General features: G+C 73.2%; 27 protein-coding genes and 1 pseudogene. 11 read left to right on the top strand and 17 right to left on the bottom strand.

What is annotated here, in order from left to right:
• Window positions 1-107 precede the first annotated feature (107 nt).
• On the bottom strand, window positions 108-1,319 hold the full coding sequence (locus ACFY8W_RS29475) for a transposase (RefSeq protein ID WP_391111575.1): 1,212 nt from the start codon (window positions 1,317-1,319) through the stop codon (window positions 108-110).
• A gap of 478 nt (window positions 1,320-1,797) precedes the next feature.
• Here ACFY8W_RS29475 and crcB (ACFY8W_RS29470) point away from each other — a divergent pair, with 478 nt between their 5' ends.
• From crcB (ACFY8W_RS29470) to crcB (ACFY8W_RS29460), 3 genes and pseudogenes are all read left to right on the top strand, one after another.
• A complete protein-coding gene (gene crcB, locus ACFY8W_RS29470; protein WP_391111572.1) occupies window positions 1,798-2,211 on the top strand; it encodes a fluoride efflux transporter CrcB in 414 nt (137 codons plus the stop codon).
• A pseudogene (locus ACFY8W_RS29465) lies at window positions 2,208-2,552 on the top strand (DUF190 domain-containing protein); the annotation flags it as partial. The gene crcB (ACFY8W_RS29470) and the pseudogene ACFY8W_RS29465, both read left to right, overlap by 4 nt.
• Window positions 2,553-2,650: 98 nt before the next feature.
• Entirely contained in the window at window positions 2,651-3,007 is a 357-nt protein-coding gene (gene crcB, locus ACFY8W_RS29460; protein ID WP_391111569.1) for a fluoride efflux transporter CrcB, read from the top strand.
• Here crcB (ACFY8W_RS29460) and ACFY8W_RS29455 read toward each other — a convergent pair.
• The 3 genes from ACFY8W_RS29455 to ACFY8W_RS29445 all read right to left on the bottom strand — a co-directional run bounded on the left by ACFY8W_RS29455 (window position 3,004) and on the right by ACFY8W_RS29445 (window position 6,504).
• Entirely contained in the window at window positions 3,004-4,074 is a 1,071-nt protein-coding gene (locus ACFY8W_RS29455) for a 4Fe-4S binding protein (protein ID WP_391111566.1), read from the bottom strand. The genes crcB (ACFY8W_RS29460) and ACFY8W_RS29455 overlap by 4 nt on opposite strands.
• A gap of 193 nt (window positions 4,075-4,267) precedes the next feature.
• Window positions 4,268-5,878, bottom strand: coding sequence for a DHA2 family efflux MFS transporter permease subunit (locus ACFY8W_RS29450; RefSeq protein ID WP_391111564.1), 1,611 nt, complete (start codon window positions 5,876-5,878; stop codon window positions 4,268-4,270).
• 14 nt (window positions 5,879-5,892) lie between these two features.
• The gene (locus ACFY8W_RS29445; protein WP_391111562.1) at window positions 5,893-6,504 is read right to left on the bottom strand and encodes an NAD(P)H-dependent oxidoreductase; all 612 of its coding nucleotides are present in this window, start codon (window positions 6,502-6,504) and stop codon (window positions 5,893-5,895) included.
• A 130-nt stretch (window positions 6,505-6,634) separates the two neighbouring features.
• On the opposite strand from ACFY8W_RS29445, the gene ACFY8W_RS29440 reads away from it, so the two are divergent.
• Window positions 6,635-7,336, top strand: coding sequence for a TetR/AcrR family transcriptional regulator C-terminal domain-containing protein (locus ACFY8W_RS29440; protein ID WP_391111559.1), 702 nt, complete (start codon window positions 6,635-6,637; stop codon window positions 7,334-7,336).
• Here ACFY8W_RS29440 and ACFY8W_RS29435 read toward each other — a convergent pair.
• Together ACFY8W_RS29435 and ACFY8W_RS29430 are read right to left on the bottom strand one after the other, a co-directional pair.
• Complete coding sequence (locus ACFY8W_RS29435; protein ID WP_391111556.1) at window positions 7,312-8,595, bottom strand: hypothetical protein; 1,284 nt, start codon at window positions 8,593-8,595, stop codon at window positions 7,312-7,314. The two genes, ACFY8W_RS29440 and ACFY8W_RS29435, sit on opposite strands and share 25 nt — an antisense overlap.
• Before the next feature lie 83 nt (window positions 8,596-8,678).
• Window positions 8,679-9,719: a serine hydrolase gene (locus ACFY8W_RS29430; RefSeq protein ID WP_391111553.1), complete on the bottom strand. Its 1,041-nt coding sequence runs from the start codon at window positions 9,717-9,719 to the stop codon at window positions 8,679-8,681.
• 97 nt (window positions 9,720-9,816) lie between these two features.
• Between ACFY8W_RS29430 and ACFY8W_RS29425 the strand changes: the two genes are divergently transcribed.
• On the top strand, window positions 9,817-10,176 hold the full coding sequence (locus ACFY8W_RS29425) for a metalloregulator ArsR/SmtB family transcription factor (RefSeq protein ID WP_391111550.1): 360 nt from the start codon (window positions 9,817-9,819) through the stop codon (window positions 10,174-10,176).
• Window positions 10,177-10,427: 251 nt separating this feature from the next.
• On the opposite strand, the gene ACFY8W_RS29420 is transcribed toward ACFY8W_RS29425, so the two are convergent.
• Entirely contained in the window at window positions 10,428-11,327 is a 900-nt protein-coding gene (locus ACFY8W_RS29420; protein WP_391111547.1) for an RNA polymerase sigma-70 factor, read from the bottom strand.
• A 148-nt stretch (window positions 11,328-11,475) separates the two neighbouring features.
• Complete coding sequence (locus tag ACFY8W_RS29415; protein ID WP_391111545.1) at window positions 11,476-12,858, bottom strand: FAD-dependent oxidoreductase; 1,383 nt, start codon at window positions 12,856-12,858, stop codon at window positions 11,476-11,478.
• Window positions 12,859-12,953: 95 nt separating this feature from the next.
• Between ACFY8W_RS29415 and ACFY8W_RS29410 the strand changes: the two genes are divergently transcribed.
• Window positions 12,954-13,466 (top strand): TetR family transcriptional regulator C-terminal domain-containing protein, encoded by a 513-nt coding sequence (locus ACFY8W_RS29410; protein WP_391111542.1) that lies wholly within the window; start codon window positions 12,954-12,956, stop codon window positions 13,464-13,466.
• Window positions 13,467-13,497: 31 nt separating this feature from the next.
• Here ACFY8W_RS29410 and ACFY8W_RS29405 read toward each other — a convergent pair whose 3' ends face one another.
• From ACFY8W_RS29405 to ACFY8W_RS29395, 3 genes are all read right to left on the bottom strand, one after another.
• Window positions 13,498-14,202, bottom strand: coding sequence for a dihydrofolate reductase (locus ACFY8W_RS29405; RefSeq protein WP_391111539.1), 705 nt, complete (start codon window positions 14,200-14,202; stop codon window positions 13,498-13,500).
• Window positions 14,202-14,999: a thymidylate synthase gene (locus ACFY8W_RS29400; RefSeq protein WP_391111536.1), complete on the bottom strand. Its 798-nt coding sequence runs from the start codon at window positions 14,997-14,999 to the stop codon at window positions 14,202-14,204. The genes ACFY8W_RS29405 and ACFY8W_RS29400 overlap by 1 nt, the downstream gene beginning before the upstream one ends.
• Before the next feature lie 196 nt (window positions 15,000-15,195).
• Window positions 15,196-15,996 (bottom strand): hypothetical protein, encoded by an 801-nt coding sequence (locus ACFY8W_RS29395; RefSeq protein ID WP_391111533.1) that lies wholly within the window; start codon window positions 15,994-15,996, stop codon window positions 15,196-15,198.
• A 317-nt stretch (window positions 15,997-16,313) separates the two neighbouring features.
• Here ACFY8W_RS29395 and ACFY8W_RS29390 point away from each other — a divergent pair, with 317 nt between their 5' ends.
• Window positions 16,314-17,801: an MFS transporter gene (locus tag ACFY8W_RS29390; RefSeq protein WP_391111531.1), complete on the top strand. Its 1,488-nt coding sequence runs from the start codon at window positions 16,314-16,316 to the stop codon at window positions 17,799-17,801.
• 22 nt (window positions 17,802-17,823) lie between these two features.
• On the opposite strand, the gene ACFY8W_RS29385 is transcribed toward ACFY8W_RS29390, so the two are convergent.
• Complete coding sequence (locus tag ACFY8W_RS29385; RefSeq protein WP_391111528.1) at window positions 17,824-18,231, bottom strand: four-helix bundle copper-binding protein; 408 nt, start codon at window positions 18,229-18,231, stop codon at window positions 17,824-17,826.
• 435 nt (window positions 18,232-18,666) lie between these two features.
• Between ACFY8W_RS29385 and ACFY8W_RS29380 the strand changes: the two genes are divergently transcribed.
• Window positions 18,667-18,990, top strand: a complete 324-nt coding sequence (locus ACFY8W_RS29380) for a metalloregulator ArsR/SmtB family transcription factor (protein WP_391111526.1) — start codon at window positions 18,667-18,669, stop codon at window positions 18,988-18,990.
• A gap of 16 nt (window positions 18,991-19,006) precedes the next feature.
• Window positions 19,007-19,483 carry a GNAT family N-acetyltransferase gene (locus ACFY8W_RS29375; RefSeq protein WP_391112211.1) on the top strand — a complete coding sequence of 159 codons (477 nt, stop codon included), beginning with the start codon at window positions 19,007-19,009 and terminating at the stop codon, window positions 19,481-19,483.
• A 6-nt stretch (window positions 19,484-19,489) separates the two neighbouring features.
• Here the strand turns inward: ACFY8W_RS29375 and ACFY8W_RS29370 are convergent, their stop codons facing one another.
• The 4 genes from ACFY8W_RS29370 to ACFY8W_RS29355 form a co-directional block, all read right to left on the bottom strand.
• Window positions 19,490-20,014 (bottom strand): DinB family protein, encoded by a 525-nt coding sequence (locus tag ACFY8W_RS29370; RefSeq protein WP_391111523.1) that lies wholly within the window; start codon window positions 20,012-20,014, stop codon window positions 19,490-19,492.
• Between the two features lie 121 nt (window positions 20,015-20,135).
• Window positions 20,136-21,191 (bottom strand): ArsO family NAD(P)H-dependent flavin-containing monooxygenase, encoded by a 1,056-nt coding sequence (locus tag ACFY8W_RS29365; RefSeq protein WP_391111520.1) that lies wholly within the window; start codon window positions 21,189-21,191, stop codon window positions 20,136-20,138.
• Window positions 21,188-21,949 (bottom strand): aquaporin, encoded by a 762-nt coding sequence (locus ACFY8W_RS29360; protein WP_391111516.1) that lies wholly within the window; start codon window positions 21,947-21,949, stop codon window positions 21,188-21,190. The genes ACFY8W_RS29365 and ACFY8W_RS29360 overlap by 4 nt, the downstream gene beginning before the upstream one ends.
• Window positions 21,950-21,984: 35 nt before the next feature.
• On the bottom strand, window positions 21,985-22,293 hold the full coding sequence (locus ACFY8W_RS29355) for a metalloregulator ArsR/SmtB family transcription factor (protein WP_391111513.1): 309 nt from the start codon (window positions 22,291-22,293) through the stop codon (window positions 21,985-21,987).
• A gap of 74 nt (window positions 22,294-22,367) precedes the next feature.
• Here ACFY8W_RS29355 and ACFY8W_RS29350 point away from each other — a divergent pair, with 74 nt between their 5' ends.
• The gene (locus ACFY8W_RS29350) at window positions 22,368-22,790 is read left to right on the top strand and encodes an arsenate reductase ArsC (RefSeq protein WP_391111510.1); all 423 of its coding nucleotides are present in this window, start codon (window positions 22,368-22,370) and stop codon (window positions 22,788-22,790) included.
• 6 nt (window positions 22,791-22,796) lie between these two features.
• The gene (trxB, locus tag ACFY8W_RS29345; protein WP_391111507.1) at window positions 22,797-23,798 is read left to right on the top strand and encodes a thioredoxin-disulfide reductase; all 1,002 of its coding nucleotides are present in this window, start codon (window positions 22,797-22,799) and stop codon (window positions 23,796-23,798) included.
• A gap of 352 nt (window positions 23,799-24,150) precedes the next feature.
• Here the strand turns inward: trxB and ACFY8W_RS29340 are convergent, their stop codons facing one another.
• Complete coding sequence (locus ACFY8W_RS29340) at window positions 24,151-24,516, bottom strand: metalloregulator ArsR/SmtB family transcription factor (RefSeq protein WP_391111504.1); 366 nt, start codon at window positions 24,514-24,516, stop codon at window positions 24,151-24,153.
• Window positions 24,517-24,580 lie beyond the last annotated feature (64 nt).

The following is a 24,580-nucleotide window of genomic DNA, read 5'->3' as shown; positions in this document are numbered from 1 at the left end:
CGCCCGGAGGGGGGCCCTCCGGGCGCGGTGCGGACGGTTCCTCCGCGCCCGCGCCCGGGGGAGCCCTCCAGGCCGGTGCGGACGTTCCTCCGGGCCCGGACCCGTTGTCAGCCCGCCGAGCGGGCGGGGGTCGTGGCGTACGGAGTGTCGTGGTCGGTCGCGAGCACGGTCGCCGCGTGGGCCGCGGAGGCCAGCGTGATGTGCCGGTGCCAGCCGCGGAACGAGCGGCCGACGAAGTCCCGCAGGCCCGCGCCCTCGCCGACCGCCCGGAAGTCCCGCTCCACCCGGCGCGACAGCTTGGTCAGCCGCAGCAGCGGGCCGACCGCCGAGCCGGTCAGGTCGGTGATCCACAGCCGGGCCGGCGCGCGCCGCGGGTCGTCCCACTCGCCGAGCAGGAGCAGTGGCCGCTGCCGCTCTCCCGCCGGTACGGGCAGGGTGACCCGCACCGCCGTGGCGAGGGACGTGCGCGAGGTGCGCACACCGGCCGCCGAGTCCACCCAACTGACCGGGCGGCGCAGCCCCTTCAGGGACTCCAGGATCTGCAGCGCGGTGAGCGGCCCGGCGCCGAAGCCCGGCAGCGAGCGGTCCGCGACGGTCAGCCGGCAGCCCGCGCCGATCCGGGCCACCACCGGGACGCCCGCGAGCGCCAGCCGGTGCAGGGCCGCCCGCCCGGCGCCGCCGCGGATGTCGAGCAGCAGCGGCTTGCGCGCCACGTCGGGCCACCGGGCGGTGTCGAGCGCCGCGTTGACCGCGCACTCCTCGAGCGTCTCCTCCGCCGCGCCCTCGGGCACCTCGGCGCGGTCGCGCCGCGTCGGGTCCTTGACCCACGGATCGGGCAGGAAGAGCCGCCAGTTGACGGGGACGCTGGTCTCCTCGGAGGCGAACCACACGCCGAACGCCTGCTGGCCGCGGAAGACCTGGCCGCGCTCGGGGTCGAAGCGCCGGTCGACGCCGACCGAGTGCTGCCCGGCCTTCGGTATCGGCATGGGCCGGACCACCCAGGCCTGCGGGGCGCCGGTCCGCTGGACGAAGCGGGCGAGCTCCGCCCGCATCGGCCGCCAGTCCCACGTGGAACTGGAGATGAAGTGGTGCAGGCTCTGCTCGGCGGCCGGGCCGCCGATCTGCGCGGCGATGTTGCGGATGGACTTGCGGCCCTGCGCGGTCAGCAGCCCGCTCAGGTACTGCTCGGCCTTCATCCGCTGGTCGCGGCGCGGGAAACCGGAGAAGAGCGCGGCGCAGAGTTCGCCGTACACGTCCTCGCCGGCCGCGTCCCGGTGCGCGGCGACGGTCCTGAACCTGGTTGCGACGGATGTACTCACGACACTCCTGCCCATGGGGGGTTGTGCAGCTCCCTCCCGCTGCACCTCTACGGTCCCGTCTCGCCGCCGCCAGGAGGAGGTGTAGCCGGCACCCGTCTGGGCCGCCTGGTGGTGGCCGGACCACACCCCCTCCCCCGGGAAGCCCCCGACAGGGCCCTCTCACCGTTCCCACACCGGTCCGTCACCGTTCCGATCCGGCGTTGCGATACCCCGTGGGGGGATCTGACAGACTCGCCGCACGGGCTTTGACCGGTGCGACTCCCCGCCCGGAACATCAACGTGAGGCAGCACGGGCCGGACTCCGGTTAATGCCCCAGGCCGGAGACCGTGCCTGTGCGCCTCGTTTCTCTTCCGGCCCGCGCCCGCGCCCGGCCACGAGCTCCCCTGGGCTTCGCGCCGGGCTCGCGGGCTTCGCGCCCGGCCCCCGCCCCGCGGGCTCAGCGTCGGGTGTGCCGCCGTATGCGCCTAATCTGGCCTCATGGGATTCCGCGCGCAGCTACTGGTCGTCGGGGCGGTCGCCGTCGGCGGCGCCCTCGGTGCCGCGGCCCGCTACGCGGCGACCCTTGCCTGGCCCACTCCGGCCGGCGCCTTCCCCTGGACGATCCTCACCGTCAACGCGGCCGGCTGCGCGTTCCTCGGCGCGCTGATGGTGTTCGCGACCGAGACCGCCTCCCCGCCGCACCCGCTGCTGCGTCCCTTCCTCGGCACCGGCGTCTGCGGCGGCTTCACCACCTTCTCGACCTACACGCTCGACACCCAGCGGCTGCTCGCCGCCGGCGACGCCCCGCGCGCCCTGCTCTACCTGGGCGGGACCGCGGTCACCGCGCTCGCCGCCGTCTGGGCCGGCGTCGTCGCCGCCCGGGTCGCCGCCGCGCGAAGGAGGCCGTCATGACCCGGCTCGCGGGCCCCGCGCTGCGCCTGACCGTCCTCGTCGGCGAGAACGACACCTGGCACCACCGGCCGCTGTCCACCGAGATCGTGCACCGCGCGCACGCCGCCGGCCTCGCCGGGGCCTCCGTCTTCCACGGCGTCGAGGGCTTCGGCTCCTCCGCGCTCGTGCACACCGCCCGGCTGCTCTCGCTCGGCGACGACCTGCCCGTAGCGATCCTCGTCGTCGACACGGAGGAACGGGTACGGGCCTTCCTGCCGGAGCTCGAGGAGCTGCTGACGGACGGCGGTCTCGTCCTGCTCGACGCCTGCGAGGTCGTACGGTACGGGCCGGCCGAGCCGACACGGCGGCCGGCCGGGACCGGGGGCGAGGACGGAGCCGGATCCGGAGCCGGGGGCGAGGGCCGGAGCGGCGCCGGAGCCGGGGGCCGGGAGCCGCGCGCGTGAACTGGCTGCTCGTCGTCGCGGGCGCCGCCGTCGGCGCGCCGCTGCGCTACCTCACCGACCGCGCCGTCCAGGCCCGCCACGACTCCGTCTTTCCTTGGGGCACGTTCGTCGTGAACGTCGTCGGCTCCTTCGTGCTCGGCCTGCTCACCGGCGTGGCCTCCGCCCGCCTCGGACTGCTGCTCGGCACCGGCCTGTGCGGCGCGCTCACCACGTACTCGACCTTCTCGTACGAGACGCTGAAGCTGTACGAGACGGGGGCGCGCGGCTACGCGGCGGCCAACGTCCTGGGGAGCATCACGGCCGGACTCGGAGCGGTGTGGCTGGGCGTCACGCTCGCGGGGGCGGCGGGCTAGGAGTCCCCTCGCGGTGCCGGTTTCCGCCAGCCCCCGCTGACCTCCTTCACCGCCTTGTGCGGGAAGCGGCGCTCCGCGTACTCCTTCGCGGGGGAGCCGGGCAGGACGTACAGGGTCTCGGCCTTCTCCTGGAGGGGCCGCAGGACGGTGTCCATGAAGTGCCGGCGGTCGTCGAGGTACGGCCCGAGGACGTCCTCGCCTGCGGGGCAGACGGCCAGGCAGTAGGCCGCCTTGTAGCTGGGCTTGAAGGCCAGGCTCTGCCACATGGAGGCGTTCTCGGCGTCGGTGACGCGCGAGCGGAAGTCGGCGGCGTCGGTGCTGTCCGCGACGGTCTGCACGTAGTCGGTGAACCCGGCCATGAACTCCCGGTAGTTGTGCGTCGCACAGGCCAGGAAGTCGAAGTCGCCGTCCTTGGAGAGGGCGCCGACAGGGCAGGCCGCGACGCACAACTTGCACTCGACGCACGGGTTGTAGTCGAGCGGCTCGCCGTACGAGGAGACCTCGGCGTCCAGGAGGACGGTGGCGAGCAGGACGAAGCTGCCGAAGCGCGGGTGGATGACGTTGCGGTGGAGGCCCATCACGCCGAGCCCGGCCGCCACGGCGACCGTCTTGTGGGCGACGACCCAGACGCGGCCGGGGAAGTCCTCCATCTCCATCGGGAAGGTCGCGGAGGGGTTCACCGCCCGGTATCCGGCGTCCTGCAGTTCCCGCACGACCGTCCGGGCCGCGTCGTTGACGAGTTCGCCGGCCCGGTGGAACTCGTGGTTGGCGACGCTGCGGGCCGCCGAGCGCACGTCGTCCCGGTTCATCCGTACGACGAGCGAGACGAGGGTCCGGGCTCCGGGCAACGCGCCTTCCACGTGCTCCCGTTCGTCCGCCAGGTCGGGATGGTCCAGGCTCACGGCCGCCGCGTCGTCCGCACCCGCACGCAGGCACAGCTCCCGCAGCCGGTCGGCGTCGACGACCGCGGGAGGGGCCGTACTGCCCGCGGCCTCGCGGGCGGCGAGCACGGCACGCACGGACGGGTGGTCGGCCAGCCGGGCCGGAAGCTTCTTGGCTGCTCCCATGGAACGCCACGCCCCCCTAGGGTGTGTCAGTTTGATTTCTGGACACACTAGGGGGGAGGTGAGTTGGAAAACAAGACCGACTTGCGGGGAGGGGGCGACGGCGAGGACGGAGGGGGAGGTGGAGGCAGGGGTAGAGGTGGAGGCAGGGGCAGAGGTGGAGGGCCGAGGCGGGGGCGGGAGGGCGGGAACGATGTCAGGGGCGGCGGCTGCTCGGCAGGAACAGCGCGGGCAGGAGCGCCAGGGCGAGCAGCGCCGCCGCGACCGCGTACGTGATCCGGAAGCCGGCCGGGTCGGTGCCCGCCGCGCCGAGGACCACCGAGCACAGCGCCGTACCGACCGAGGCGCCGAGCTGCGAGTTGATGCTCAGCGCGGTGCTCGCCGCCGCCATCCGCTCCTTCGGCAGGTTCCGGCTCGCGGTGGTCATCGTGGGCATCAGGACCATGCCCGCGCCCACGCCCATCACCATCGCCGCGCCGACCACCCGCCAGGCCGCCACGCCCTCGACGCCCGTCTGCACGGCCGAGAGTCCCATGCCGAACGCGGCGAGGGCGATGCCCGCCGGGATCAGGCGGCGCGGCGACGCGGTGTCGATGCGGCGGGCGGCGATCTGCATGGTCACGCCGACCGCGATCCCGATCGGGGCCGCGAGCAGTCCGGCCGCGCTCGCGCTGAACCCGCGGGCCGCCTGCCAGTAGACCGGACCGAGGAGCATCGAGCCGAAGTAGCCGCAGGTGAACAGTGCGAGGGTGCCGATCCCGGCCGCGAACGTGCGGTCGCGGAGGAGGCGCAGGTCGAGCAGCGGCTCACGGGCCGTCAGGGCCCGTCGTACGAAGCCCGCGACGAGGAGCAGGCCGGCAGCGGTGGGCAGCAGGGCGCCGGGCGAGGTGAACGCGCCGGCCGTCGTGGCCCCCTCGCCGCCGCGCGCGAGCCCGTACAGGAGCAGCGCGAGCCCGGGGGAGAGCATCAGCAGGCCGGGGACGTCCAGGCGGGGCGCCGGGGCGCCGGCGCGCGGCGCGTCGGGGCGCAGCAGCCGTCCCGCGAGCGCCAGGGCCAGCGCCCCCAGCGGCAGGTTGACCAGGAAGATCCAGTGCCAGGAGGCGGCGTCGACGAGCCAGCCGCCGAGCGTGGGCCCGATCACCGGACCCACCAGGATGGGCAGTCCGCCCAGCGCCATCGCCCGTCCCATCCGGGCCGGGTCTGCGGCCCGCATCACCATCGTCATGCCGACCGGCATGAGCAGCCCGCCACCGAGTCCCTGCACGGCGCGGAAGGCGATCAGGCTGCCCGCGTCCCAGGCGAGCGCGGCGAGCAGCGAGCCGAGGGTGAACAGGACGAGTGCGGTGAGGTAGGTGCGCTTGGCGCCGATCCGGCCCATGGCCCAGGCCGCGGTCGGGATGACGGCCGCGAGCGCCAGGGTGTAGGCGGTGGCGGCCCACTGGATGGTCTCCAGCGGGGCGAGGAAGGCCTCGGACAGGCTGCGCAGCGCCACGTTCACGATGGTCATGTCCAGGACGGCCATGACGGAACCCAGGATGGTGACGGCGAGGACCCGGTTGAGCGACGTCCCGGGGGTGGGCGCGGGGGCGGGTGCGGAAGCGGATCCGGGGTGAGGGGTGGGTGCGGGACCGGCGGTGGGACCGGTGCCGGGTCCGGTGGTGGGAACGGTGCCGGGAGCGGCGGCAGGGCCGGTGGGGGGAACGGTGTCGTGAGTGGCAGGGCCGGTGGCGGGGCCGGTGCCGGGAGCGGCGGCGGCCGGCGTACGGCCCGGGAGGCCGGTGCCGCCGCGGAGTTCGGTCTTGCTCATGGTCGCAAGCCCCCTCAGACCTGGTACGGCAGGGCGGCCCGGGCGGTACGAAGCGCCCGTCCCCACCAGACGAGCTGGCCCAGCATGCCCTTGGCGGCACCCTCCGCGACCGTCGCGTCGCTCGGCTCGCCGTCCTCGCCGAGCGCCGACCACGGGCCGTGCAGGCTCACCGAGTCGCGCACGGTGGTGGCGTGCAGCTCGGCGAAGACCAGCCGGAGCTGCTCGACGGCCCGCAGGCCGCCGCCGATCCCGCCGTACGAGACGAAGCCGACCGGCTTGGCCTGCCACTCCGCCCGGTGCCAGTCGATGACGTTCTTCAGGGCGGCCGGGAAGCTGTGGTTGTACTCGGGCGTGACGACCACGAAGGCGTCGGCGGCGGCGAGCCGCGGCGTGACACCGGCGAGCGCGGCCGTCGCGCGGTCGCCGGGCCGGCCGCCCCAGCCGGGCATGGCCAGCGGCAGGTCGACCTCGGCGAGGTCGATCACGTCGAGCTCCAGGCCTCCGTGCCGCTCCGCGATCCCGGTGAACCATTCGGTGACGGCGGGCGCCGTGCTGCCGACGCGGACGCTGCCGACCAGGACGACGACGCGCAGCGGTGCGTGGGTCCCCGCGGTGGTTTCGGACATGGCTGTTCCCCCTCGACGAGTGGCCGGGACGCCCGGTGCGTCCGGCGGCACACCAGGAACGTACAACGCTCGTTGTTAAAAGTGCAACGCACGTTGTACTTGAGTGGGTGGTCGCGAGTAAGGTGCAGGCATGAGCAGCACCAACGACGCCTGGATGGAACGGGCCCGGCGCGAGGTCCCGCCCCGCAAACTGGAGAAACAGCTCGCGATGGTCCGCGCGGCCTGCGCGACCTTCGGCCGCGAGGGCTACGCGCGCGCCTCGGTCGACGCGCTGGCCGCCGCGGCCGGCGTCTCGACGCGCACGCTCTACAACCACTTCCCCGGCGGCAAGGCCCAGCTCTTCCAGACGGTCGTCACCTGGACGTCCAACCAGGTGCGGGACGCCCAACTCGCCCGGCTGAACGCCCTCGTGGACCCCGAGCGGCTGCCCCACCCCGACGCGCTCGAACGCGACCTGGTCGCCCTCGCCCGCGCGTTCACCGACCTCATCGCCGAGTACCCGGACCACTTCGCTCTGGTCCGCCACATCTCCGCCGAGGCCGACCACGTCCCCGCCGAGGTCCGGGAAGCCTGGCAGGAGGCGGGGCCGGGGCCGGTCGCCGCCGCGCTCACCGCCGCCTTCGCCGCGCTCGCCGACGGCGGCCTCCTCGACCTGCACGACGACGCCCCGCTGGCGAGCGGCCACTTCCTGGCCCTCACCTCGGCCACCGTCCTCCAGCGCTCCCACTACGGCGTCCTGCCGCTCGCGGAGACCGAGACCGACCGCCTGCTGCGCGGCGGCGTGGCGGCCTTCCTGCGCGCCTACGGCTACCGGCGTACGGGCGGCAGATAGGCGCGCGGGCCGGGTCGCGGACCGGCGGCGGCAGCCGGGGCGAGCACCAGCGAGAAGCCGTGGTTCGCCGCCACGGAACGCAGGTGCTCGGCCGACAGGGAGCCGGGACGCTCCAGCGTCAGCGCGGGCAGCCCCGACCGGCCGCACCCCGCCGCACGGTGGAAGGACACGATGCTCACCGACACGGGCGCGTGGAACGGGTACCGCCGCCGCGCCGCGTCGTCGTCGCGATGCGCCAGGATCCGCACGCCGGGCTCGTGGCCGAAGTCGCGGACGGCGCCGTCACCGCGCCAATGGGGCAGCTCGCGGGAGCGGTTCGCCGAGGTGACGAGAAGGAAGCCGGCGCGGCCGGAGGCGGTGCCGGGCGCGGGAGGACGGGGCCTGGTGAAGGGTGCCGGACTGGGTTCGGTGAAGGGCGCGGGACCGGGTTCGGTGAGGGGCAGGGGACGAGGCCCGTTGCGGGGCGCGGTCGGGGGTGCGGTGCGGGACGCGGTCGGGGGTGCGGTGCGGGGCGCGACGTGGTTCGCGGCGCCGGACAGGTCCCTCCGTTCCCCGGCCTGGATGCGGTCGAGGGCCGCGCCCAGGAACTCGTTCGACGGGCAGAGCCGACCGGGCGCGATGACCTGCACGGTCCTCACCCCATCCCGTACCGCCGTCAGATGCCCGGGCAGCCGGTCCGCTGCCGGTCCCCGGAAGCCGAACGGACCGAGCTCGTACAGCTCCTCCATCAGCGACCACACCTGCCTGCGGGGCAGTTCGGCGGGCAGCCGGGTCCAGTCGAAGAGGCCGGGGACCAGCGACGGCACGGTGGTCACGCTGCCGGTCTGCCCGTCAGGGCGGCCCTTCAGCCGGTTGACCCGTACGACGACGTCCGGGTCGGGGCGGGCCGTCAGCGCGTAGAAGTTGGCGAAGCCGTGCAGTACCGCGCGTCCTCCGGCCAGCTCGTCGGCCGCGCGGCGTACGGCCGCGGGGCCGCCGAGGAAGGGCCCCGCGGCGGCCTCGGATGCCGACTCCGCTTGGGTGTCCGACCCGGCCGGATCGCCCGACCCTGCTTGGGTGTTCGCCCCGGCCGTAGCGTCCGTCCCTGCCTGGGTGTTCGCCCCGGCCGTAGCGTCCGTCCCCGGTCGGACATCCGCCTGCGACCGGACATCCGCCTGCGACCGGACATCCGCTCCCGCCCGGACATCCGCTCCCGACCGGATGTCCGTTCCCGACCGGATGTCCGCCCCTGTCATCAACGCCGTCCGCTGTTCTCCCACCGCCGCACCTCCGCGTGATCGTTTACGGCGTGCAACGATTCCGGCTTGATCCGGTCACATTTGTCACCGTCCGTCACCGCGGCTCATGGTGACGGGAACACGGCCTGGCGGAAGGCGTCGCGGACCGCGGTCACCGGGCCCGTCGCGCGGGTGAAGTAGAGCTTGTTGGTGAGCAGTACGGCCCAGAGTCCGCGCGCGGGGCTGACCCACATGCCGGTGCCGGTGAAGCCGTAGTGGACCCAGATGTCGTCGCGTGCCGTGGTGCCGGGCGCGAGGTGCCAGAACAGGCCGCGCGGCGGGACGAGTTCACCGGTGCGTACGCGCAGCGACTGGGCCACCCAGTCGGCGCCGAACGGCGGCCGGACCGGGTCGAGCACCTGACGCAGGAAGCGCCCGAGGTCGCCGGTGGTGGAGAAGGTTCCGGCGATCCCGCATGCGCCGCCGAGCAGCCGGGTGGAGAAGTCGTGGACGGTGCCCCGCAGATGGGTGCCGGTCTCCTCGTCGTACTCGGTCGGCGCCGCCCGCCCGGCCAGCGGTGCGGGCAGCGGCCCGTAGCGCGTCTCCGTCATGCCCAGCGGCTCCCACACCCGGGTCCCGGCCAGCTCGCGCAGGGAGCGGCCGGTCAGGAACTCGGCGAGATAGCCGAGGACGAGCGCGGCGCGGTCGGTGTACTCCACCGCCTCGCCCGGCCGCCGCCGCAGCCGCTCGCGCAGCACTCCGTCCCGTACGTCCTGCGGATCCGTCCCGTACAGGGCACGGAGGTTGGCGCGCAGCGGCAGCCCGGCGGTGTGGGTGAGCAACTGGAGCGGGGTGACGTCGCCCAGCGGGTGCGGGGCGGCCTCCGGCCAGAACTCGCCGAGCCTCACGTCGAGCAGGAGCTTGCCGCTCTCGACGAGCGTGCCGACGACCGGCCATACGGCGATGACCTTGGTGAGACTCGCGAGGTCGAACAGCGCGTCGCCTGAGCAGATCGGCCGCTCCCCGGGCGCGAGCGCGCCGACGCCCCCGCCCACCAGCCTCCCGCCGGCGTCACCGACGGCCCACGCGGCCCCCGGATACACCTGCCCGCGGACCCCGTCCTCCAGGAGCCGCTCGATACGGTACGCGGCGACGGTCGTGTTCACATCAGGTGTCTACCCGCACGACGGCCCTGACGACCGTGCCGCCCGACGGCTCTCCTCGGCGCGTCCCCGCCCGGCCCGATGTGCCTACGATTCACCCATGGCTTCACGCGACGGCACCCCTGACGCGACCGGCGCGCACCAGCGCACACCCGGCGCCCGCGAACTGGACGCGGCGGCGCGCGTCTTCGCGTTGCTCGCCGATCCCACCCGCCTCCACCTGGTGTGGCTGCTGTCGCGCGCCGAGTCGGACGTCAGCGCGCTCGCGGAGACGGTGGGCGCCGCCCGGCCCGCCGTGAGCCAGCACCTGGCCAAGCTGCGGCTCGGCGGGCTCGTGGAGTCACGGAAGGAGGGCCGCCGGGTGGTCTACTCGCTGCCGGACGGCCACATGAAGCGGCTGGTCGTGGAGGCCATCAGCCACGCCGACCACCAGGTGACGGGCGAGCCCTGGCACGACTGACGCGCCCCTGGCGCGACTGACGCACCCCTGCCACGACTGACGTGCGAAGGCGGCCGGCCGCGTGACCGACGTGGGTGGCCGACGTGGGTGGCCGGTGTGAGTGGCCAGGGTCCGTGGCCGGCGTGCGTGGCCGGCCGGGGTGCGTTGCGGACGCCGGCGACCGACGCACGTTGCCGACGCGCGTTGCCGACGCGAATGGCCGCCCGAGTAGCCGACGCACGGCCTTGTCGGGTTCCTCGCGTCCGAGCCGCTCACCGCAGGGTGAGGGAGGTCTCGGCGGCGACGCGGGTCAGCTTCTCGGGATTGCGCACGAAGTAGATGCCGGCGATGCGGCCGTCCTCGACACGGGCCGCCATGACGCCGTCCAGCTCGCCGTCGACCCGCAGTTCGAGCGCCGGGCTTCCGTTGACGGTCGTCGGCGTGCAGGTGACCGTGACGCCCGCCTTCGCGGAGCCGCCGAGATAGAAGCGGACGAACCTGTCGGCGCCGACGACCGGCTGCAGCGCGGCGCGCTTCACGCCGCCGCCGTCGCTCACGAGCACCACGTTCGGGGCGAGCACGTCCAGGAAGGCCTGGGGGTCCCTGGCTTCGAGCGCACGCTTGAACGACTCCAGCACCGCCCGGGCCTTGTCGGGGGAGACCGTCGTGCGCGGGCGGCGGGCGTCGACGTGCCGGCGGGCGCGGTGCGCGATCTGGCGGACGGCCGCCGGCGTCTTGCCGAGGGCCTCGGCGATCTCCTCGTAGCCGACGTCGAAGACCTCGCGCAGCACGAACACCGCGCGTTCCGTCGGCGCCAGCGTCTCCAGGACCAGCATCATCGCCATCGACATGCTCTCGGCCAGCTCGACGTCCTCGGCCACGTCCGGCGCGGTGAGCAGCGGCTCGGGCAGCCACTGGCCGACGTACGCCTCCCTGCGGCGCTTCAGGGAGCGCAGCCGGTTGAGCGCCTGCCGCGTGGTGATCCGGACCAGATACGCGCGCCGGTCCGTGACCTGCGCCAGGTCGACCTCCGACCAGCGCAGCCAGCTCTCCTGGAGGACGTCCTCGGCGTCGGCGGCCGAGCCGAGCATCTCGTACGCGACGGTGAAGAGGAGATTGCGATGGGCGACGAACGCCGCGGTCGCCTCGTCCGTGCCGGTCCGGTCGTCCATGTCCGGTCGTTCTCCTTCGCGTCCTGCGGGGTCGGGGTCGGGGTCGGGGTCGAGGTCGGGTACGTAGTGGGGAGTGCGGAGTGGGGGGTGCGGGGCGAGAGTTCGGGTGCGGGTTCGGGTGCTTCCGCAGCCAATTCGACTGTCCAGGCTACGACTTGACGGCGACCGGCAGGCGTCCGCTCCGGTCGTGACCGCCGCCGCCCTGCCGCTCGGCCCGTGCCGACTGCACGCGCTTGTCTCCCTTGGGCCAGCTGTGCGAACCGGGTTCGCGGGCCTCCTTCGAGAGGTGCTTGACGCTGAACTCGCAGGACATCTCCTTCAGCTTCGCCCCCGCGCGCCCGCCGACGTACAGCGGCAGAGCGGTGTCGTCCTTGCGGGCGAGCTGGAAGACGGCGGTGCCGCGGCCCAGGCTGATGCACATCGCGGAGAAGGAGAGGTCGACGGGCTCGGGCCGCTCGCCGGCGACGCGGTGGAGCACCGTGTCGGCGGCATGGGCGCCCAGGCAGCCCGCGGCGTAGGCGCTCATCCGGAACGAGCGGTCCGACGGGGCCGCGGAGTCCCCGGCGGCGACGATGCGCTCGTCGTCCAAGGAGGTCAGGGTCTCGTCCGTGAGCAGGCGCCCGGCCGCGTCGGTGCTCAGTCCGCTGCGGGCCGCGAGATCGGGCACGCCGAACCCGGCGGTCCAGATGGTGACCGCGCTCGGCAGCATACGGCCGTCGCCGAGGTGCACGGCGTCACGCGTCACGGCCGTCACCTTGGTGGCGCCCGTGCCCACCGTGCCCTCCGTCCTCGCCCTGCCCTCCGTGCCCTCCGTGCCCTCCGTCCTCGCCCTGCCCTTCGTGCTCTCGGTCCTCTCCGTGCTCTCCGTGCTGTTCGCGCCGGAAGCTCCGAGGACGGTCACGCCGAGGCGCGCCAGGCGCTTGGCCGCCGTACGCCGGGCCCGGGGGTGCAGGTACGGGCCGAGCTCGCCGCCGCAGACCAGGGTCACCCGGCGGCCCTGTTCGGCGAGTTCGGCGGCGGTCTCGATGCCGGTCGGACCGCCGCCGACGACCGTGAGCGGCGCAGAGACGGGCGTGGCGTCCACGACGGACCGCAGCCGCCGAGCGTCCTCGAGGGTGGCGACCGAGTGGGCGAACTCGGCGACCCCGGGCACGCGCGGGGCGGCGCTCGCGCTGCCCACCGCGTAGATCAGGTGGTCGTAGTCGAGGGTGCCGCCCTCCGCGAGGACGACGGTGCGCGCGGCCGCGTCGATCCGCGTCACGCCGTCGACGACCAGCCGGACGCGATCGGCGAGGACGTCCCGGTACTCGACGACCGCGTCATGGTTGCCGACCACCAGCTGGTGCAGCCGGAGCCGCGGGACGAACACGGGGCGCGGGTTGACCAGGGTCACGGTCACGTCGTCGCGGCGGGTGAGCCGGTTCGCGGCCATCACGCCGGCGTACCCGCCGCCGACCACGACGATGCGGGCGCCGGCCCGGTCGGCGGCGTGGATGGCGGCGTGGGCGGCGGCGCTGGTGTCGTCGGTCATGGTGTCTCTCTCCTCCGTCGTCCGGATTCGTCTCCCGAACCCGTCTCCACGGGTTCGGCATCAAGACACCGGGCGGCCGTCGGCCGTGACGAAAGGTGACGCAGGTCACTTTCTCTCGTGCGGCGGGCGCCCGGCCCGGCCCGCACCGCGGGATCGACGTACGGGCGCACGTCGTTCAGTCGTTCAGCCTGCCCTTCCTCCTGACGGGCAGGGCGACGGCGAAGACCACGAGCGCCGGCACCACGAGACCGCCTGCGCCCAGGCCGGACCTGACGAGCGCGAGAGCGCAGGGCCGAGGTCACCGTCTTCCTGGCTTCGACACGGCCGCCCGCACCGATCCGGCGCTGGGTGACCTGTCGCGCCAGGCCGCGGAGGGAACGAGAAGCCTGGTGCGCCGGGTGCCGGACCGGCTCGAGGCCTCGGGCGTCCTGCGCCCCGGCCTCGACCTCGACGTCGAGACCGAGCGGCTGACGGCGCTCCTGGACGGCCTCGGCCTCGGCGGTGTCCTCCAGCCGTCGATCGTGGACCCGCGCACCTGTGCCGAGGTGCTGCGCGCGCATCTGGAGGGCCTGGCCGGGCCCGAAGGGGCCGAGTCCGACGGCACATGAGGGAGCGAGGGGTGGGGCGGCCGCCCCGGGTTCAGCGCCGGACGAAGGTACGGATGCGGTAGCGCAGCCCGGTCGTCGACGTGGCCCAGCCCGTGTCCGGACCCCCGTCCCCGTCCTCGTCCTTGCCCGTCCCTTCGCCCTCGCCCTCGCCCTGGCCTTCGACGACCGTCCAGGTCGCCGCGTCCAGGGTCGGGGCGTAGGTGTCTCCGTCCACGGTCACGTCGACCTCGGTCACGGAGACGGTCGTGGCGTACGGCAGGGCGGCGCGGTAGATCTCGCCGCCACCCATCACCCACACGCCGGGCGCGGTGGCGGCCGGAGCTTCGGCAGCCGGGGTCTCGGCGGCAGCCGGGGTCCCGGCGGTCGCGGGCTCAGCCACGAGCGCGAGCGCCTCCGGGACGGATCCGGCGCGCTCGGCGCCGTCGCCGACCCAGTGGGGATCGCGCGTCACCACGATGTTGCGCCGGCCGGGCAGCGGACGGAACCGTACGGGCAGCGAGTCCCAGGTCTTGCGCCCCATGATCACGGGGCGGCCGAGCGTGGTGGCCTTGAAGTGCGCCATGTCCTCGGGCAGTCGCCACGGAATCGTGTTGGCGACGCCGATCACACCGTCGAGGGCCTGCGCCCAGATCAGCCCGACGCCGACCGGTGCGACGTCCTCCGGCCGGAAGCCGTCCCTCTCGACGTCGTTCGCCCCGATGCCCTTCGCCTCGAAGCGGTCCGGCTCGATGCCCATCAGACCGCGACCTGGGCCTTGATCGCCGGGTGGTGCTGGTAGTTCAGCACCTCCACGTCGGAGCGGTCGTACGTGAAGAGCGAGTCAGCGGGGTGGAGCTTCAGCTCGGGGAACCCGTACGGAGTGCGCGAGAGCTGCTCTTCGACCTGCTCGACGTGGTTGTCGTAGATGTGGCAGTCGCCGCCGGTCCAGATGAAGTCGCCCGGCTCGAGACCGGCCTGCTGCGCCACCATGTGGGTCAGCAGGGCGTAGCTGGCGATGTTGAACGGCACGCCGAGGAACAGGTCGGCGCTCCGCTGGTACAGCTGGCAGGAGAGCTTGCCGTCGGCGACGTAGAACTGGAACAGCGCGTGGCACGGCGCGAGCGCCATGCGGTCGAGCTCGGCGACGTTCCAGGCGGAGACGATCATCCTGCGGGAGTCGGGGTCGCGGCGCAGGGTGTCGAGGATCTCGCTGATCTGGTCGATGTGCCGGCCGTCGGGCGCGGGCCAGGACCGCCACTGCACGCCGTAGACCGGCCCGAGGTCGCCCTTGTCGTCGGCCCACTCGTCCCAGATCGTGACGCCGTGCTCGTGCAGCCAGCCGACGTTGGAGTCGCCGCGCAGGAACCACAGCAGCTCGACGATGATCGACTTGAGGTGCACCTTCTTGGTGGTGACCAGCGGAAACCCCTTGGAGAGGTCATAGCGCAGCTGGTGCCCGAACACGCTTCGGGTGCCCGTCCCCGTCCGGTCGGCCTTGGCCGTCCCGGAAGTGAGCACGTGCCTCAACAGATCTTCGTACTGGGTGTCCACCACGTTGCCCGAGTCTAATGCCCGCTTCCGCCCACTCCCGTCGACCCCACGCCCGCCCACTCCCGTCGACTCCACGCCCGCCCGCACGGCGCCGCCCCGACGCCCCTGCCCGCCTGCCCGCACGGCGGCCTGCCCGCATGCCTGCCGGTGCGGCGCCACTCCGGTGGCGCGGCTGCCACTCGGGCGGCGCGGCTGCCACTCAGACGGCGCGGCGGTCGCCGTCCTCGTCGCACGGCAGCTCGGAGGCCTGGTGGTGGGCGAGGAAGTCGCGCGTCGCCTGCCGCTCCGCCTCCGTGATGGCGGTCGGCTGGACGTCGATGATGCCGCCGAAGGGCCGGTCGACGTCCCGGATGATGATCAGCATCGTCGTCAGGAGGGCGGTGATCACCGTCAGGGTGATCAGCTGGCCGCGGTTGTTCTTCCGCGGCAGGCAGATGCCGAGGGCCGTCACCGTGATGAACAGCGTGGCGAGCAGGAACCAGAAGATGGCGCAGGGAACGCTCGCGCTCGCCTGCGTGAGGCGCTCCTCGCGCTCGTCGGAGCGCTTGTTGTCGGCGCCGACCAGCATGCCGAAGACCGGCTGGCCCTGCAGGGTGCGGAACGTCAGGCGGAAGTCGGTGGACCACACGCTGGGAGCGGGCGAGCCCTTGCCGTCGGCCATGGCGGGCCACTCCTGCTCCCGGACGGCGCGGGCGTAGCAGATGGCGTCGGCCTGGATCCGCCCGCGCTGCGCCCCGGGCGCGTACTCGGCGGTCTCCACGAGCTGGTCCAGGGCCCGGGCCTCGCCGCGCGAGGCGACCTCGGCCTTGCCGTACGAGCCGTTGGCGGTGACCAGGACGAAGGAGAGGAGCAGGACGGTCATCGTCAGCAGCGGGCCGACGAGGTCCTTGACGGCCATGCCCGTGCCGTCGTCCTCGCTGAGCAGCCGCGGCCGCAGGAACCGGTTTGCCGCGAGCCCGGCGAGCAGGGCGACGACGGCGACGACGATGACGAGGACCACGGGGGTACACCTCCGAGAACGGGTGGGGGGAGTCCCGGAGTCGCCGGGCCCGGTGATCTTGGCCCGCACCGTGTCGCGCCCGGAACAGCGGAAACGTTCGCTCGCCTCCGTACGAAGGACATGGCGTCCGCCGTAAGGCCCACGCGTGCCGGATGCCCCCATACGCCCTCGCGTGTCGGCGTGAACGGGAGCCCCCTGGTGCGACCGGCCGGCGACGACCGGACCGCCGCATTGCGTCAATAAGTGCGCAACCATGCACGCGTCAGTTACGGTGGAAGGAACCCGAGAGGTACCCGTAGCCGACCGAGGGGTGCCGCATGCTCTCCGTCCTGGGGAACCGCACGTACCGCCACCTGTTCACCGCCCAGGTCGTCGCGCTCGTCGGCACCGGCCTCGCGACCGTGGCCCTGAGCCTGCTGGCGTACGACCTCGCCGGGGGAAACGCTTCCGCGGTCCTCGGCACGGCCCTGGCGATCAAGATGGTCGCCTACGTCGGCACGGCCCCGCTCATCAGCGCCTTCGCCGACCGCGTGCCCCGCCGGGCGCTGCTGGTGACCATGGACCTGATCCGCGCCGGCGTCGCGCTGGCCCTGCCGTTCGTCACCCAGGTGTGGCAGGTGTACGTGCTGATCTTCCTGCTGCAGGCCGCCTCCGCCGCGTTCACGCCCACCTTCCAGGCGACGATCCCCGAAGTCCTCCCCGCGGAGCGCGACTACACCCGGGCGCTGTCCCTCTCCCGCCTCGCCTACGACCTGGAGAGCCTCTTCAGTCCCGCCCTCGCCGCAGCGCTGCTCTCCCTCATCTCGTACGAGTGGCTGTTCACCGGCACCGCCGCGGGCTTCGCCGCGTCCGGTGTCCTCGTGGTCTCCGTACTGCTGCCCAGGCCGCGGCCGGTCGAGCGCACCGGCGGCGCGTACGCCAAGGCCGTCTTCGGGACGCGTCTCTTCCTCGCCACACCGCGCCTGCGGGCCCTGCTCGCCCTCGATCTCGTGGTCGCGGCGGTCGGGGCCATGGTCCTGGTCAACACCGTCGTCCTCGTACGCGACACCCTCGGCCGCTCCGCCGGTGACGTGTCGCTCGCCCTCGGCGCGTACGGGGCGGGCTCCATGAGCGTGGCCCTGGTGCTGCCCCGGATCCTGGACCGCGTCGGCGACCGCGCCCTCATGGTGCCGGCCGCCTTCGTCATGACCGCGGTGCTCGGCCTCTTCGCGACGGGACTGGCGGCGGCGGGACGGGAGACGGCGGGCTCGGGCGCGGCGGGACCGGGGACGACAGGGCCGGGGTCGGCGGGACCGGTGCCGGGGGAGCCGGGGGCGGCGGGACCGGAGTTGATGGGACCGGGGATGGCGGGGCCGGGGGCGGAGGGCCCCTGGGCGTGGACGGCCCTTCTCGTCGCCTGGCTGCTCATCGGGGCGGCGACCTCGGCGGTCCTCACCCCCGGCGGGCGGCTCGTACGGCGCTCGGCCGGAGCGCCCGACCTTCCCGCCGCCTTCGCCGCCCGGTTCTCCCTCACCCACGCCTGCTGGCTCCTGACCTACCCGCTGGCGGGCTGGCTCGCCGCCCGCGCGGGCCTGGCCGTCGCGGCGGGGGCGCTCACGGCGATCGCGCTCGCCGGGTCCGTCGCCGCCGTACGGCTGTGGCCGAGGACGGACCCCGCCGAGCTGGAGCACGCCCACCCCGAACTGCCCCGGGACCACCCGCACCTGGCGGGCGCGGGCCGGAGCCACACGCACGACTTCCACATCGACGTCCTGCACCCCCACTGGCCGCCGGCCCAGGACCACGCGTCCGCCAAGGCGGCCTGAGGCCCCGTCCGTCCTGCCGGGTTCAGGCCATGGCCGTCAGCAGGTCGTTGCACGCCTCCTCGCAGGAGCGGCACGCCTCGGCGCACAGCCGACAGTGCTCGTGCATGTCCGCGTGCGAGGCGCACTCGTCACCGCACGCCTTGCAGGCGACCGCACACGCCTTGAGCAGCGCGGTGGTGATGTCGGCGTCGTAGCCCGTGTGGCGCGAGAGGACGGAGGCGGTGGCGTTGCAGATGTCGGCGCAGTCCATGTCGGTACGGATGCACTTGGTCAGGTCACCGACCATGCCCTCCGACAGGCAGGCGTCCGCGCACGCGGTACACGCCTGGGCGCAGGCGACGCATGCCTCGATGCACCGCGTGAGCTTGTTCTGATCGATGTTCCCGAGATCGGCCGGGTAGGTGGCGAGCATGTCCTTGACGGTGCCCATGGCGACGACCTCCCTCTGTACGGGCCGGAGCCCGAACGCACCGCCCCGGCCACGCCTGACACCCCGCACCTTCAGCCTCCGACCGCACCGCACCACCCGCAACCCCTTCCACCTCCACGGCAGCCGGTCCCGCGGCCCGTGCACGCCGGAGGGCCGTATCCCGGCCCTCCGCCGGGAACAGCCGGCCGCCGCTGCCCGGCGCCTGCAGTGTGTGGACGGTCATCGTGCCGCCGTCTGCCGGGAGCGCCGTGCTGCGCCGTCTCCCGCTCCAACCTCGTCCAGGAGCGGTGCCGATGGAGTACCCGCCACCCCGCAACCCCTGAGCGTGACCGTCCCCGCGGCGGCACACGGAGGCACCCGATGACATGGCGGGCGATCTTCGCAGGAGCCCCGGCTCTGGCCAGCCCCGTCTTCATCGAATATCGTCGATGATCGATGAAGAGACCCGAGTCGATCACCGAAGAGCAGGCCCGCACGTACGCGACCTGGTTCCGCGCCCTCGGCGAGCCCACCCGCGTACGGCTCCTGCACCTCCTGGCCGCGGCCGGCCGTCCGATGACCGTGGGCGAGCTCGTCGCCCAGGTGGACATCGGTCAGTCGACCGTCTCCCACCACCTGAAGATCCTCACCGAGGTCCGCTTCGTCATGCCCGAGAAGCAGGGCACCTCGACCCTGTACGCCGTGAACCGCACCTGCCTGTCGGTGTTCCCGCGCGCGGCCCGGGCCATCATGGGGGAGGAGCCGCCCGGTGACTGCTGAGTTCGCCGTGGTCCCGATGGCCACTGGGCACGCCGACGAGGTCCTGGCGATCTACCAGGCCGGCATCGACGAGGGCAACGCCACCTTCGAGACCGAAGCTCCGACCTGGGAGGCCTTCGACGCGGCCAAGCTGCCCGAGCACCGGTTCGTCGCCTTCGACCGTGACGCCGGCAGAGTGCTCGGCTGGGTCGCTGCCACGGCCGTTTCCGACCGGTGTGCTTACGCCGGCGTCGTCGAGCACTCGGTCTACGTGCACTCCGATGCCCGGGGGCGGGGTGTCGCCTCCGGGCTGTTGAAGGCTCTCGTCGACTCCACGGAGGCGGCGGGGATCTGGACGATCCAGTCCGGCATCTTCCCCGAGAACACGGCCAGCCTCGCTGCCCACGCCCGTGCGGGCTTCCGGGTCATCGGCACCCGCGAGCGCATCGGCCGCCACCGCGGCCGCTGGCGCGACACGGTCCTCGTCGAACGCCGCAGCCCCCACATCGACTGACCGGCCTCAGTCGCGCTCGCCGAGGGTGAGCTGACGGTGGTGGAAGTCGAAGTGCCGAGTGGGATACCGGTAGAGGTCCGCGAGGGTCATGAAGTCCTGGAAGAACGGGTCCCACCGCACCGGGTAGTGCATCCCCCGTGCCAGGTCGCGCTCGGACTCCGCCGCGAGCCGCCGCTCCAGCGAGCCGGTGATCCGGTCGAACGCGGCGCCCGTCCTTCGGGGCCCGAACACCTTCACCGCCCCGCACGGCCCGAGGTGGTTGATCACGTCGAAGGGCCTCGTCCCCGCGTCGAGCACCCGGGCGAACGCCTTGCTCGCGTTCCGGGGCAACCGGCTGAAGCCGCGTGTCAGCCCCAGCAGGACACGGGTGATGACGTAGCCGAAGAGCATGTGCCACAGCAGCTGCCCGTTGGTCCACCGGGTGCCGTCGGTCGGGCGCGCGAGGTCGGCCGGCCCGGCCTCGTCGAGGAGGGCGCGGAAGGTGCGCCTGGCCCTGGCGTAGTCGTCGAGGACGGCCTGCCGCTCGAGCATCGGATGACTGCCTTCCATCGCGCCGCTCCCGTTCAGAGCCGGGGAACCCCGGGGACTGGATGATTCCCGCGCGGATGCGCCCTGGAACGCCGCCGTACGGCCGACCACCGGCCTCCCGCTGTCAGCGCAGCAGCTCGGCGATCTGCCGGGCGGCTTCGCGGGCCGGGCGGCCGACCCCGATGAGGGTCGCGGAGGCGGGGCCGGTCCAGTCCCCGTAACCGAGGAGGTGGAGGCGGGGTTCACGGAGGGCCTGGGTGCCGTGGGTGGGGATGTGGCCTCGGGGGCCGCGCAGGCCCAAGGGGGCCAGGTGGGCCAGGGCGGGGCGGAAGCCGGTGCACCAGATGATGGCGTCGGCCTCGGTGGTCATGCCGTCGGACCACTCGACCCCGCTCGCCGTGAGGCGGGTGAACATCGGCTGGGCCTTGAGGAGTCCGGCGTCCCGCGCCTCGCGTACGGGCGGGACGGCGACGATGTCGCCCAGCGAGGCCACGCCGCCGGTGTCGGTGCGGCCTTCGTCGAGGGCGCGGCGGCGGGCGGTGGCGTGGTCGAAGAGGGCGCGGCCGTCGATGTCGTCGGCGAGGTAGCGGGGTTCGCGCAGGGTGACCCAGGTCAGCTCGGTGTCGTAGGCGAGGTCGGCGGCGATCTGGGCGCCGGAGTTGCCGCCGCCGACGACCACGACATGCTGTCCGGCGACGTCGGCGGGGCTGCGGTACTCCACCGTGTGGAGTTGCCGGCCCCGGAAGGTCTCGCGGCCGGGGACGGCCGGGATGAAGGGGCGTGACCACGTGCCGGTGGCGCTGATGACCGCCCGGGCCCGCCACGCAGCGGCGTCACCCTGCACGCGCAGGAACTCCCCGTCGCGGTGGACCGCCTCCACCCGGACCGGGCGGACGACCGGGAGCTCGTACCGCTCCTCGTAGTCGCGCAGGTACGAGACGACGTGCGCCGCCTCCGGGTACGTCTCGCCCGGCTGCGGTGGCATGAGCCGGCCCGGGAGGGACGAGTACGCGGCAGGTGAGAAGAGGTGGAGGGAGTCCCAGGTGTGCTGCCAGGCGCCGCCCGGCGCGGCCTGGGCGTCGAGGATCACGAAGTCCAGGCCGAGGCGGCGCAGGTGGTACCCGGCGGCGAGGCCGGCCTGGCCGCCGCCGATGACCACCACGTCCACCGGCGCGTTCATGAGCGGCCGCGTACGAAGATGACCGCGACGAGAGCCAGGCCGACCACCGTGCCCACCAGCTGCATGCCGACGAAGCCGGGGAGCGAGGCGGGGGCGATGCCCGCGAAGGTGTCCGTGAAGGCGCGCCCGATCGTCACCGCCGGGTTCGCGAAGGACGTGGACGAGGTGAACCAGTACGCGGCGCCGATGTACGAGGCGACCGCGACGGGCGCGAAGCGGAGCCGGTCCGTGCGGGCCAGGCCGAAGATCAGCAGGATCAGGCCGGCGGTCGCCACGACCTCGCCGAGCAGGAGGTTCCCGGCCGAGCGGTCGTGCGTGGACCACTTCACCAGAGGCTCGCCGAACATCGCGTCCGCCAGGATCGCGCCGAGGATCCCGCCGACGATCTGTGACGGGACGTAGACGGCGAGCTCGCGCCCCGTCACACCCGCGCCGCCGCGGCGGGCGGTCCACCACTCGGCCAGGCTGACGGCCGGGTTGAAGTGCGCGCCGGAGACCGGGCCGAGGAGGGCGATGAGCACGCCGAGGCCGAAGACGGTGGCGGTGGAGTTGGCGAGGAGCTGCAGTGCCACGTCGTCGGTGAGGTCGGTGGCCTGGATGCCGGACCCGACGACGATCGCGACCAGGGCGGCGGTGCCGACGAGCTCGGCGGTGGCGCGGGCGGCGAGCGGGGTACGGGGCGGGGTGGCGCCGGGCGCGGGCTGCGGCGACGGGTCGGTGGCCATGGCGTCACTCGCAGCGGGCTCGGTGGCGGTCACGGGCGGGTACTCCTCGGCAGGTGGGGCGAGAGGCCCTACGGGCAGGCTCTCTTGGTGTCGGCGTTGGCGCGGGCGGTGGCGGCCAGGTCGGCGAGCTGACCGGCCAGGGCCTCGAGGACCTCGGGCCTCAGGCGGTAGTACGTGAAGCGGCCGCACGGCTCCGTCTCCACCACCCCGGCCTCGCGCAGAACCTTGAGGTGGTTGGAGACGTTGGTCTGCTTCGCTCCCGTCTCCTCGACCAGGTGTGTGGTGCACAGGGTCTCGCGGGCCAGCATGGTCACGATCTGGAGGCGCAGGGGATCACCCAGCACGCGAATCAGATCAGTATCGACTGACGTCATCATGTGCTGATACTCTCACATCAGTGAGGGCTGATACCAGTCCGGGTTGAGCCCTGCCTGCCACGAAGGAAGAACCGATGTCCGACACCCCGCTCGCGTCCGTGCTGTTCGTCTGCGTCCACAACGCAGGGCGTTCCCAGATGGCCGCCGGCTTCCTCCGTCACCTGGCGGGCGACCGGGTCGAGGTCCGTTCCGCCGGCTCGCTCCCCGGTGACCAGGTCAACCCCGCCGCCGTGGCCGCCATGGCGGAGCTGGGCATCGACATCTCCGACCAGAAGCCCAAGGTCCTCACCACCGAGGCCGCCCAGGCGTCGGACTACATCATCACCATGGGCTGCGGCGACGCCTGCCCGTACTTCCCCGGCAAGACCTACCTCGACTGGCAGCTCGACGACCCGGCTGGTCAGGGCGTCGAGGCCGTCCGGCCCATCCGGGACGAGATCAAGGGCCTCATCGAAGGCCTCATCGCCGACATCGACGCGAAGAAGCAGGAGAGCTGACGTCGCATGACGAGCACCCCGACGAGCGCCCAGGACGACGTGCGCGAGGTCATCATCATCGGGTCCGGCCCGGCCGGCTACACCGCCGCCCTCTACGCGGCCCGCGCCCAGCTCAAGCCGCTCCTGTTCGGCAGCTCCATATTCGTCGGCGGTTCGCTCACCACGACCACCGAGGTGGAGAACTTCCCCGGCTTCCGCGACGGGATCGACGGCCCCGACCTCATGGACAACATGCGGGCCCAGGCCGAGAAGTTCGGCGCCGAGATGGTCGACGACGACATCGTCTCCGTCGACCTGACCGGAGACATCAAGCTCCTCACCGACTCCGAGGGAACGGTCCACCGCGCGAAGACGGTGATCATCGCGACCGGCTCCGGCTACCGCAAGCTCGGGCTCCCCAAGGAGGACGAGCTGTCCGGGCGTGGTGTGTCCTGGTGCGCCACCTGCGACGGGTTCTTCTTCCGCGACCGCGACATCGTCGTGGTCGGCGGCGGCGACACCGCCATGGAGGAAGCGACCTTCCTCACCCGCTTCGCCCGCTCGGTCACCGTCGTCCACCGCCGGTCCACCCTGCGCGCCTCCAAGGCCATGCAGAACCGGGCCTTCGCCAACGACAAGATCTCCTTCGCCTTCGACAGCGAGGTCGCCGAGATCAAGGACGCGAACGGGATGCTGTCGGGCGTCGTCCTGCGGGACGTCATCACGGGCGAGACGCGCGAGCTGGACGCGACCGGGCTGTTCATCGCCATCGGTCACGACCCGCGCACCGAGCTCTTCGCCGACCAGCTCGAACTCGATGCCGAGGGCTACCTCAAGACCCAGGCCCCGACGACCCGTACGAGCCTCCCGGGCGTCTTCGGCGCCGGCGACGTCGTCGACCACATCTACCGGCAGGCCATCACGGCCGCCGGCTCCGGCTGCGCCGCGGCCCTGGACGCGGAGCGGTACCTCGCGGCCCTCCGCGACGCCGACCCGGCCGGCGAGGCCGAGCTCGTAGCGGCGGGCTGAGGCCGAACAGACCCCGGGCGTCGTGCTCCTTCGAAGCGGTTGCGCAGGACCACCGCCAGGCTGAGAAGTACCGCGGTGATCAGGACCAGGACCAGAGCGCTGCCCCCTGCCTGGGTGATCGCCTCGGGGTACCCGAGTCCTGGGGCAGGGTGAAGATGTGCGTCGGCAGCGCCTGCACCGGCGAGTCCTGCTGGCGGAAGGCGACGTGGCGGTCGTCCGGGGCGCCGACTGCGCCGCTCCGGAGAAGGTGTTCACGGAGAGCGCCGTCTCACTGCCCTCGGCGCCGGCCCGTGCCGACACGGCGTCGATACCCGTGACGGAATCATCCGGCCGCCACTGACGGCCGGGCCGATCAAGCGTCAGTGGTTGCCGGGCCGAGAAGCCGGCCCATGGCTGCGAGCACACTGGGCTCGACACGGTAGAAGACCCAGGTCCCGCGCCGCTCGGACGAGAGGAGCCCGGCCTCCTTCAGTTTCTTCAGGTGATGGGAGACGGTCGGCTGCGAAACGCCGACGTCGGAGATGTCGCACACGCACGCCTCGCCGCCCTCGTGCGAGGCCACGGCCGAGAAGAGCCGAAGGCGCACCGGATCGCCGAGCGCCTTGAACATCATCGCGGTCCGCTCGGCTTCCTCGGCCGACAGGGGGCGTTCGGTGAGCGGCGGGCAGCACGGGGCAGCCTCGGGCTCGAGCAGCGGCAAGACCTTGGTGTTCGACATGCATCTATGTTGACACTTGTCGAACAAATCTCATAGGCCGCGCGATATAGACGGACGCCTATGT

The organism is Streptomyces sp. NPDC012637, assembly GCF_042954805.1.
In the GTDB taxonomy this organism is placed as follows: domain Bacteria; phylum Actinomycetota; class Actinomycetes; order Streptomycetales; family Streptomycetaceae; genus Streptomyces.
This window is presented reverse-complemented; position numbering and strand designations above follow the sequence as displayed.

What these genes read in the sequence shown, in the direction of transcription:
- crcB (WP_391111572.1), top strand. Translation starts at nt 1,798, where the DNA reads ATGGGATTCCGCGCGCAGCTACTGGTCGTCGGGGCGGTCGCCGTCGGC.
- ACFY8W_RS29455 (WP_391111566.1), bottom strand. Translation starts at nt 4,074, where the DNA reads ATGGGAGCAGCCAAGAAGCTTCCGGCCCGGCTGGCCGACCACCCGTCC.
- ACFY8W_RS29450 (WP_391111564.1), bottom strand. Translation starts at nt 5,878, where the DNA reads ATGAGCAAGACCGAACTCCGCGGCGGCACCGGCCTCCCGGGCCGTACG.
- ACFY8W_RS29445 (WP_391111562.1), bottom strand. Translation starts at nt 6,504, where the DNA reads ATGTCCGAAACCACCGCGGGGACCCACGCACCGCTGCGCGTCGTCGTC.
- ACFY8W_RS29440 (WP_391111559.1), top strand. Translation starts at nt 6,635, where the DNA reads ATGAGCAGCACCAACGACGCCTGGATGGAACGGGCCCGGCGCGAGGTC.
- ACFY8W_RS29425 (WP_391111550.1), top strand. Translation starts at nt 9,817, where the DNA reads ATGGCTTCACGCGACGGCACCCCTGACGCGACCGGCGCGCACCAGCGC.
- ACFY8W_RS29420 (WP_391111547.1), bottom strand. Translation starts at nt 11,327, where the DNA reads ATGGACGACCGGACCGGCACGGACGAGGCGACCGCGGCGTTCGTCGCC.
- ACFY8W_RS29415 (WP_391111545.1), bottom strand. Translation starts at nt 12,858, where the DNA reads ATGACCGACGACACCAGCGCCGCCGCCCACGCCGCCATCCACGCCGCC.
- ACFY8W_RS29405 (WP_391111539.1), bottom strand. Translation starts at nt 14,202, where the DNA reads ATGGGCATCGAGCCGGACCGCTTCGAGGCGAAGGGCATCGGGGCGAAC.
- ACFY8W_RS29390 (WP_391111531.1), top strand. Translation starts at nt 16,314, where the DNA reads ATGCTCTCCGTCCTGGGGAACCGCACGTACCGCCACCTGTTCACCGCC.
- ACFY8W_RS29385 (WP_391111528.1), bottom strand. Translation starts at nt 18,231, where the DNA reads ATGGGCACCGTCAAGGACATGCTCGCCACCTACCCGGCCGATCTCGGG.
- ACFY8W_RS29380 (WP_391111526.1), top strand. Translation starts at nt 18,667, where the DNA reads ATGAAGAGACCCGAGTCGATCACCGAAGAGCAGGCCCGCACGTACGCG.
- ACFY8W_RS29375 (WP_391112211.1), top strand. Translation starts at nt 19,007, where the DNA reads ATGGCCACTGGGCACGCCGACGAGGTCCTGGCGATCTACCAGGCCGGC.
- ACFY8W_RS29370 (WP_391111523.1), bottom strand. Translation starts at nt 20,014, where the DNA reads ATGCTCGAGCGGCAGGCCGTCCTCGACGACTACGCCAGGGCCAGGCGC.
- ACFY8W_RS29365 (WP_391111520.1), bottom strand. Translation starts at nt 21,191, where the DNA reads ATGAACGCGCCGGTGGACGTGGTGGTCATCGGCGGCGGCCAGGCCGGC.
- ACFY8W_RS29355 (WP_391111513.1), bottom strand. Translation starts at nt 22,293, where the DNA reads ATGATGACGTCAGTCGATACTGATCTGATTCGCGTGCTGGGTGATCCC.
- ACFY8W_RS29350 (WP_391111510.1), top strand. Translation starts at nt 22,368, where the DNA reads ATGTCCGACACCCCGCTCGCGTCCGTGCTGTTCGTCTGCGTCCACAAC.
- trxB (WP_391111507.1), top strand. Translation starts at nt 22,797, where the DNA reads ATGACGAGCACCCCGACGAGCGCCCAGGACGACGTGCGCGAGGTCATC.
- ACFY8W_RS29340 (WP_391111504.1), bottom strand. Translation starts at nt 24,516, where the DNA reads ATGTCGAACACCAAGGTCTTGCCGCTGCTCGAGCCCGAGGCTGCCCCG.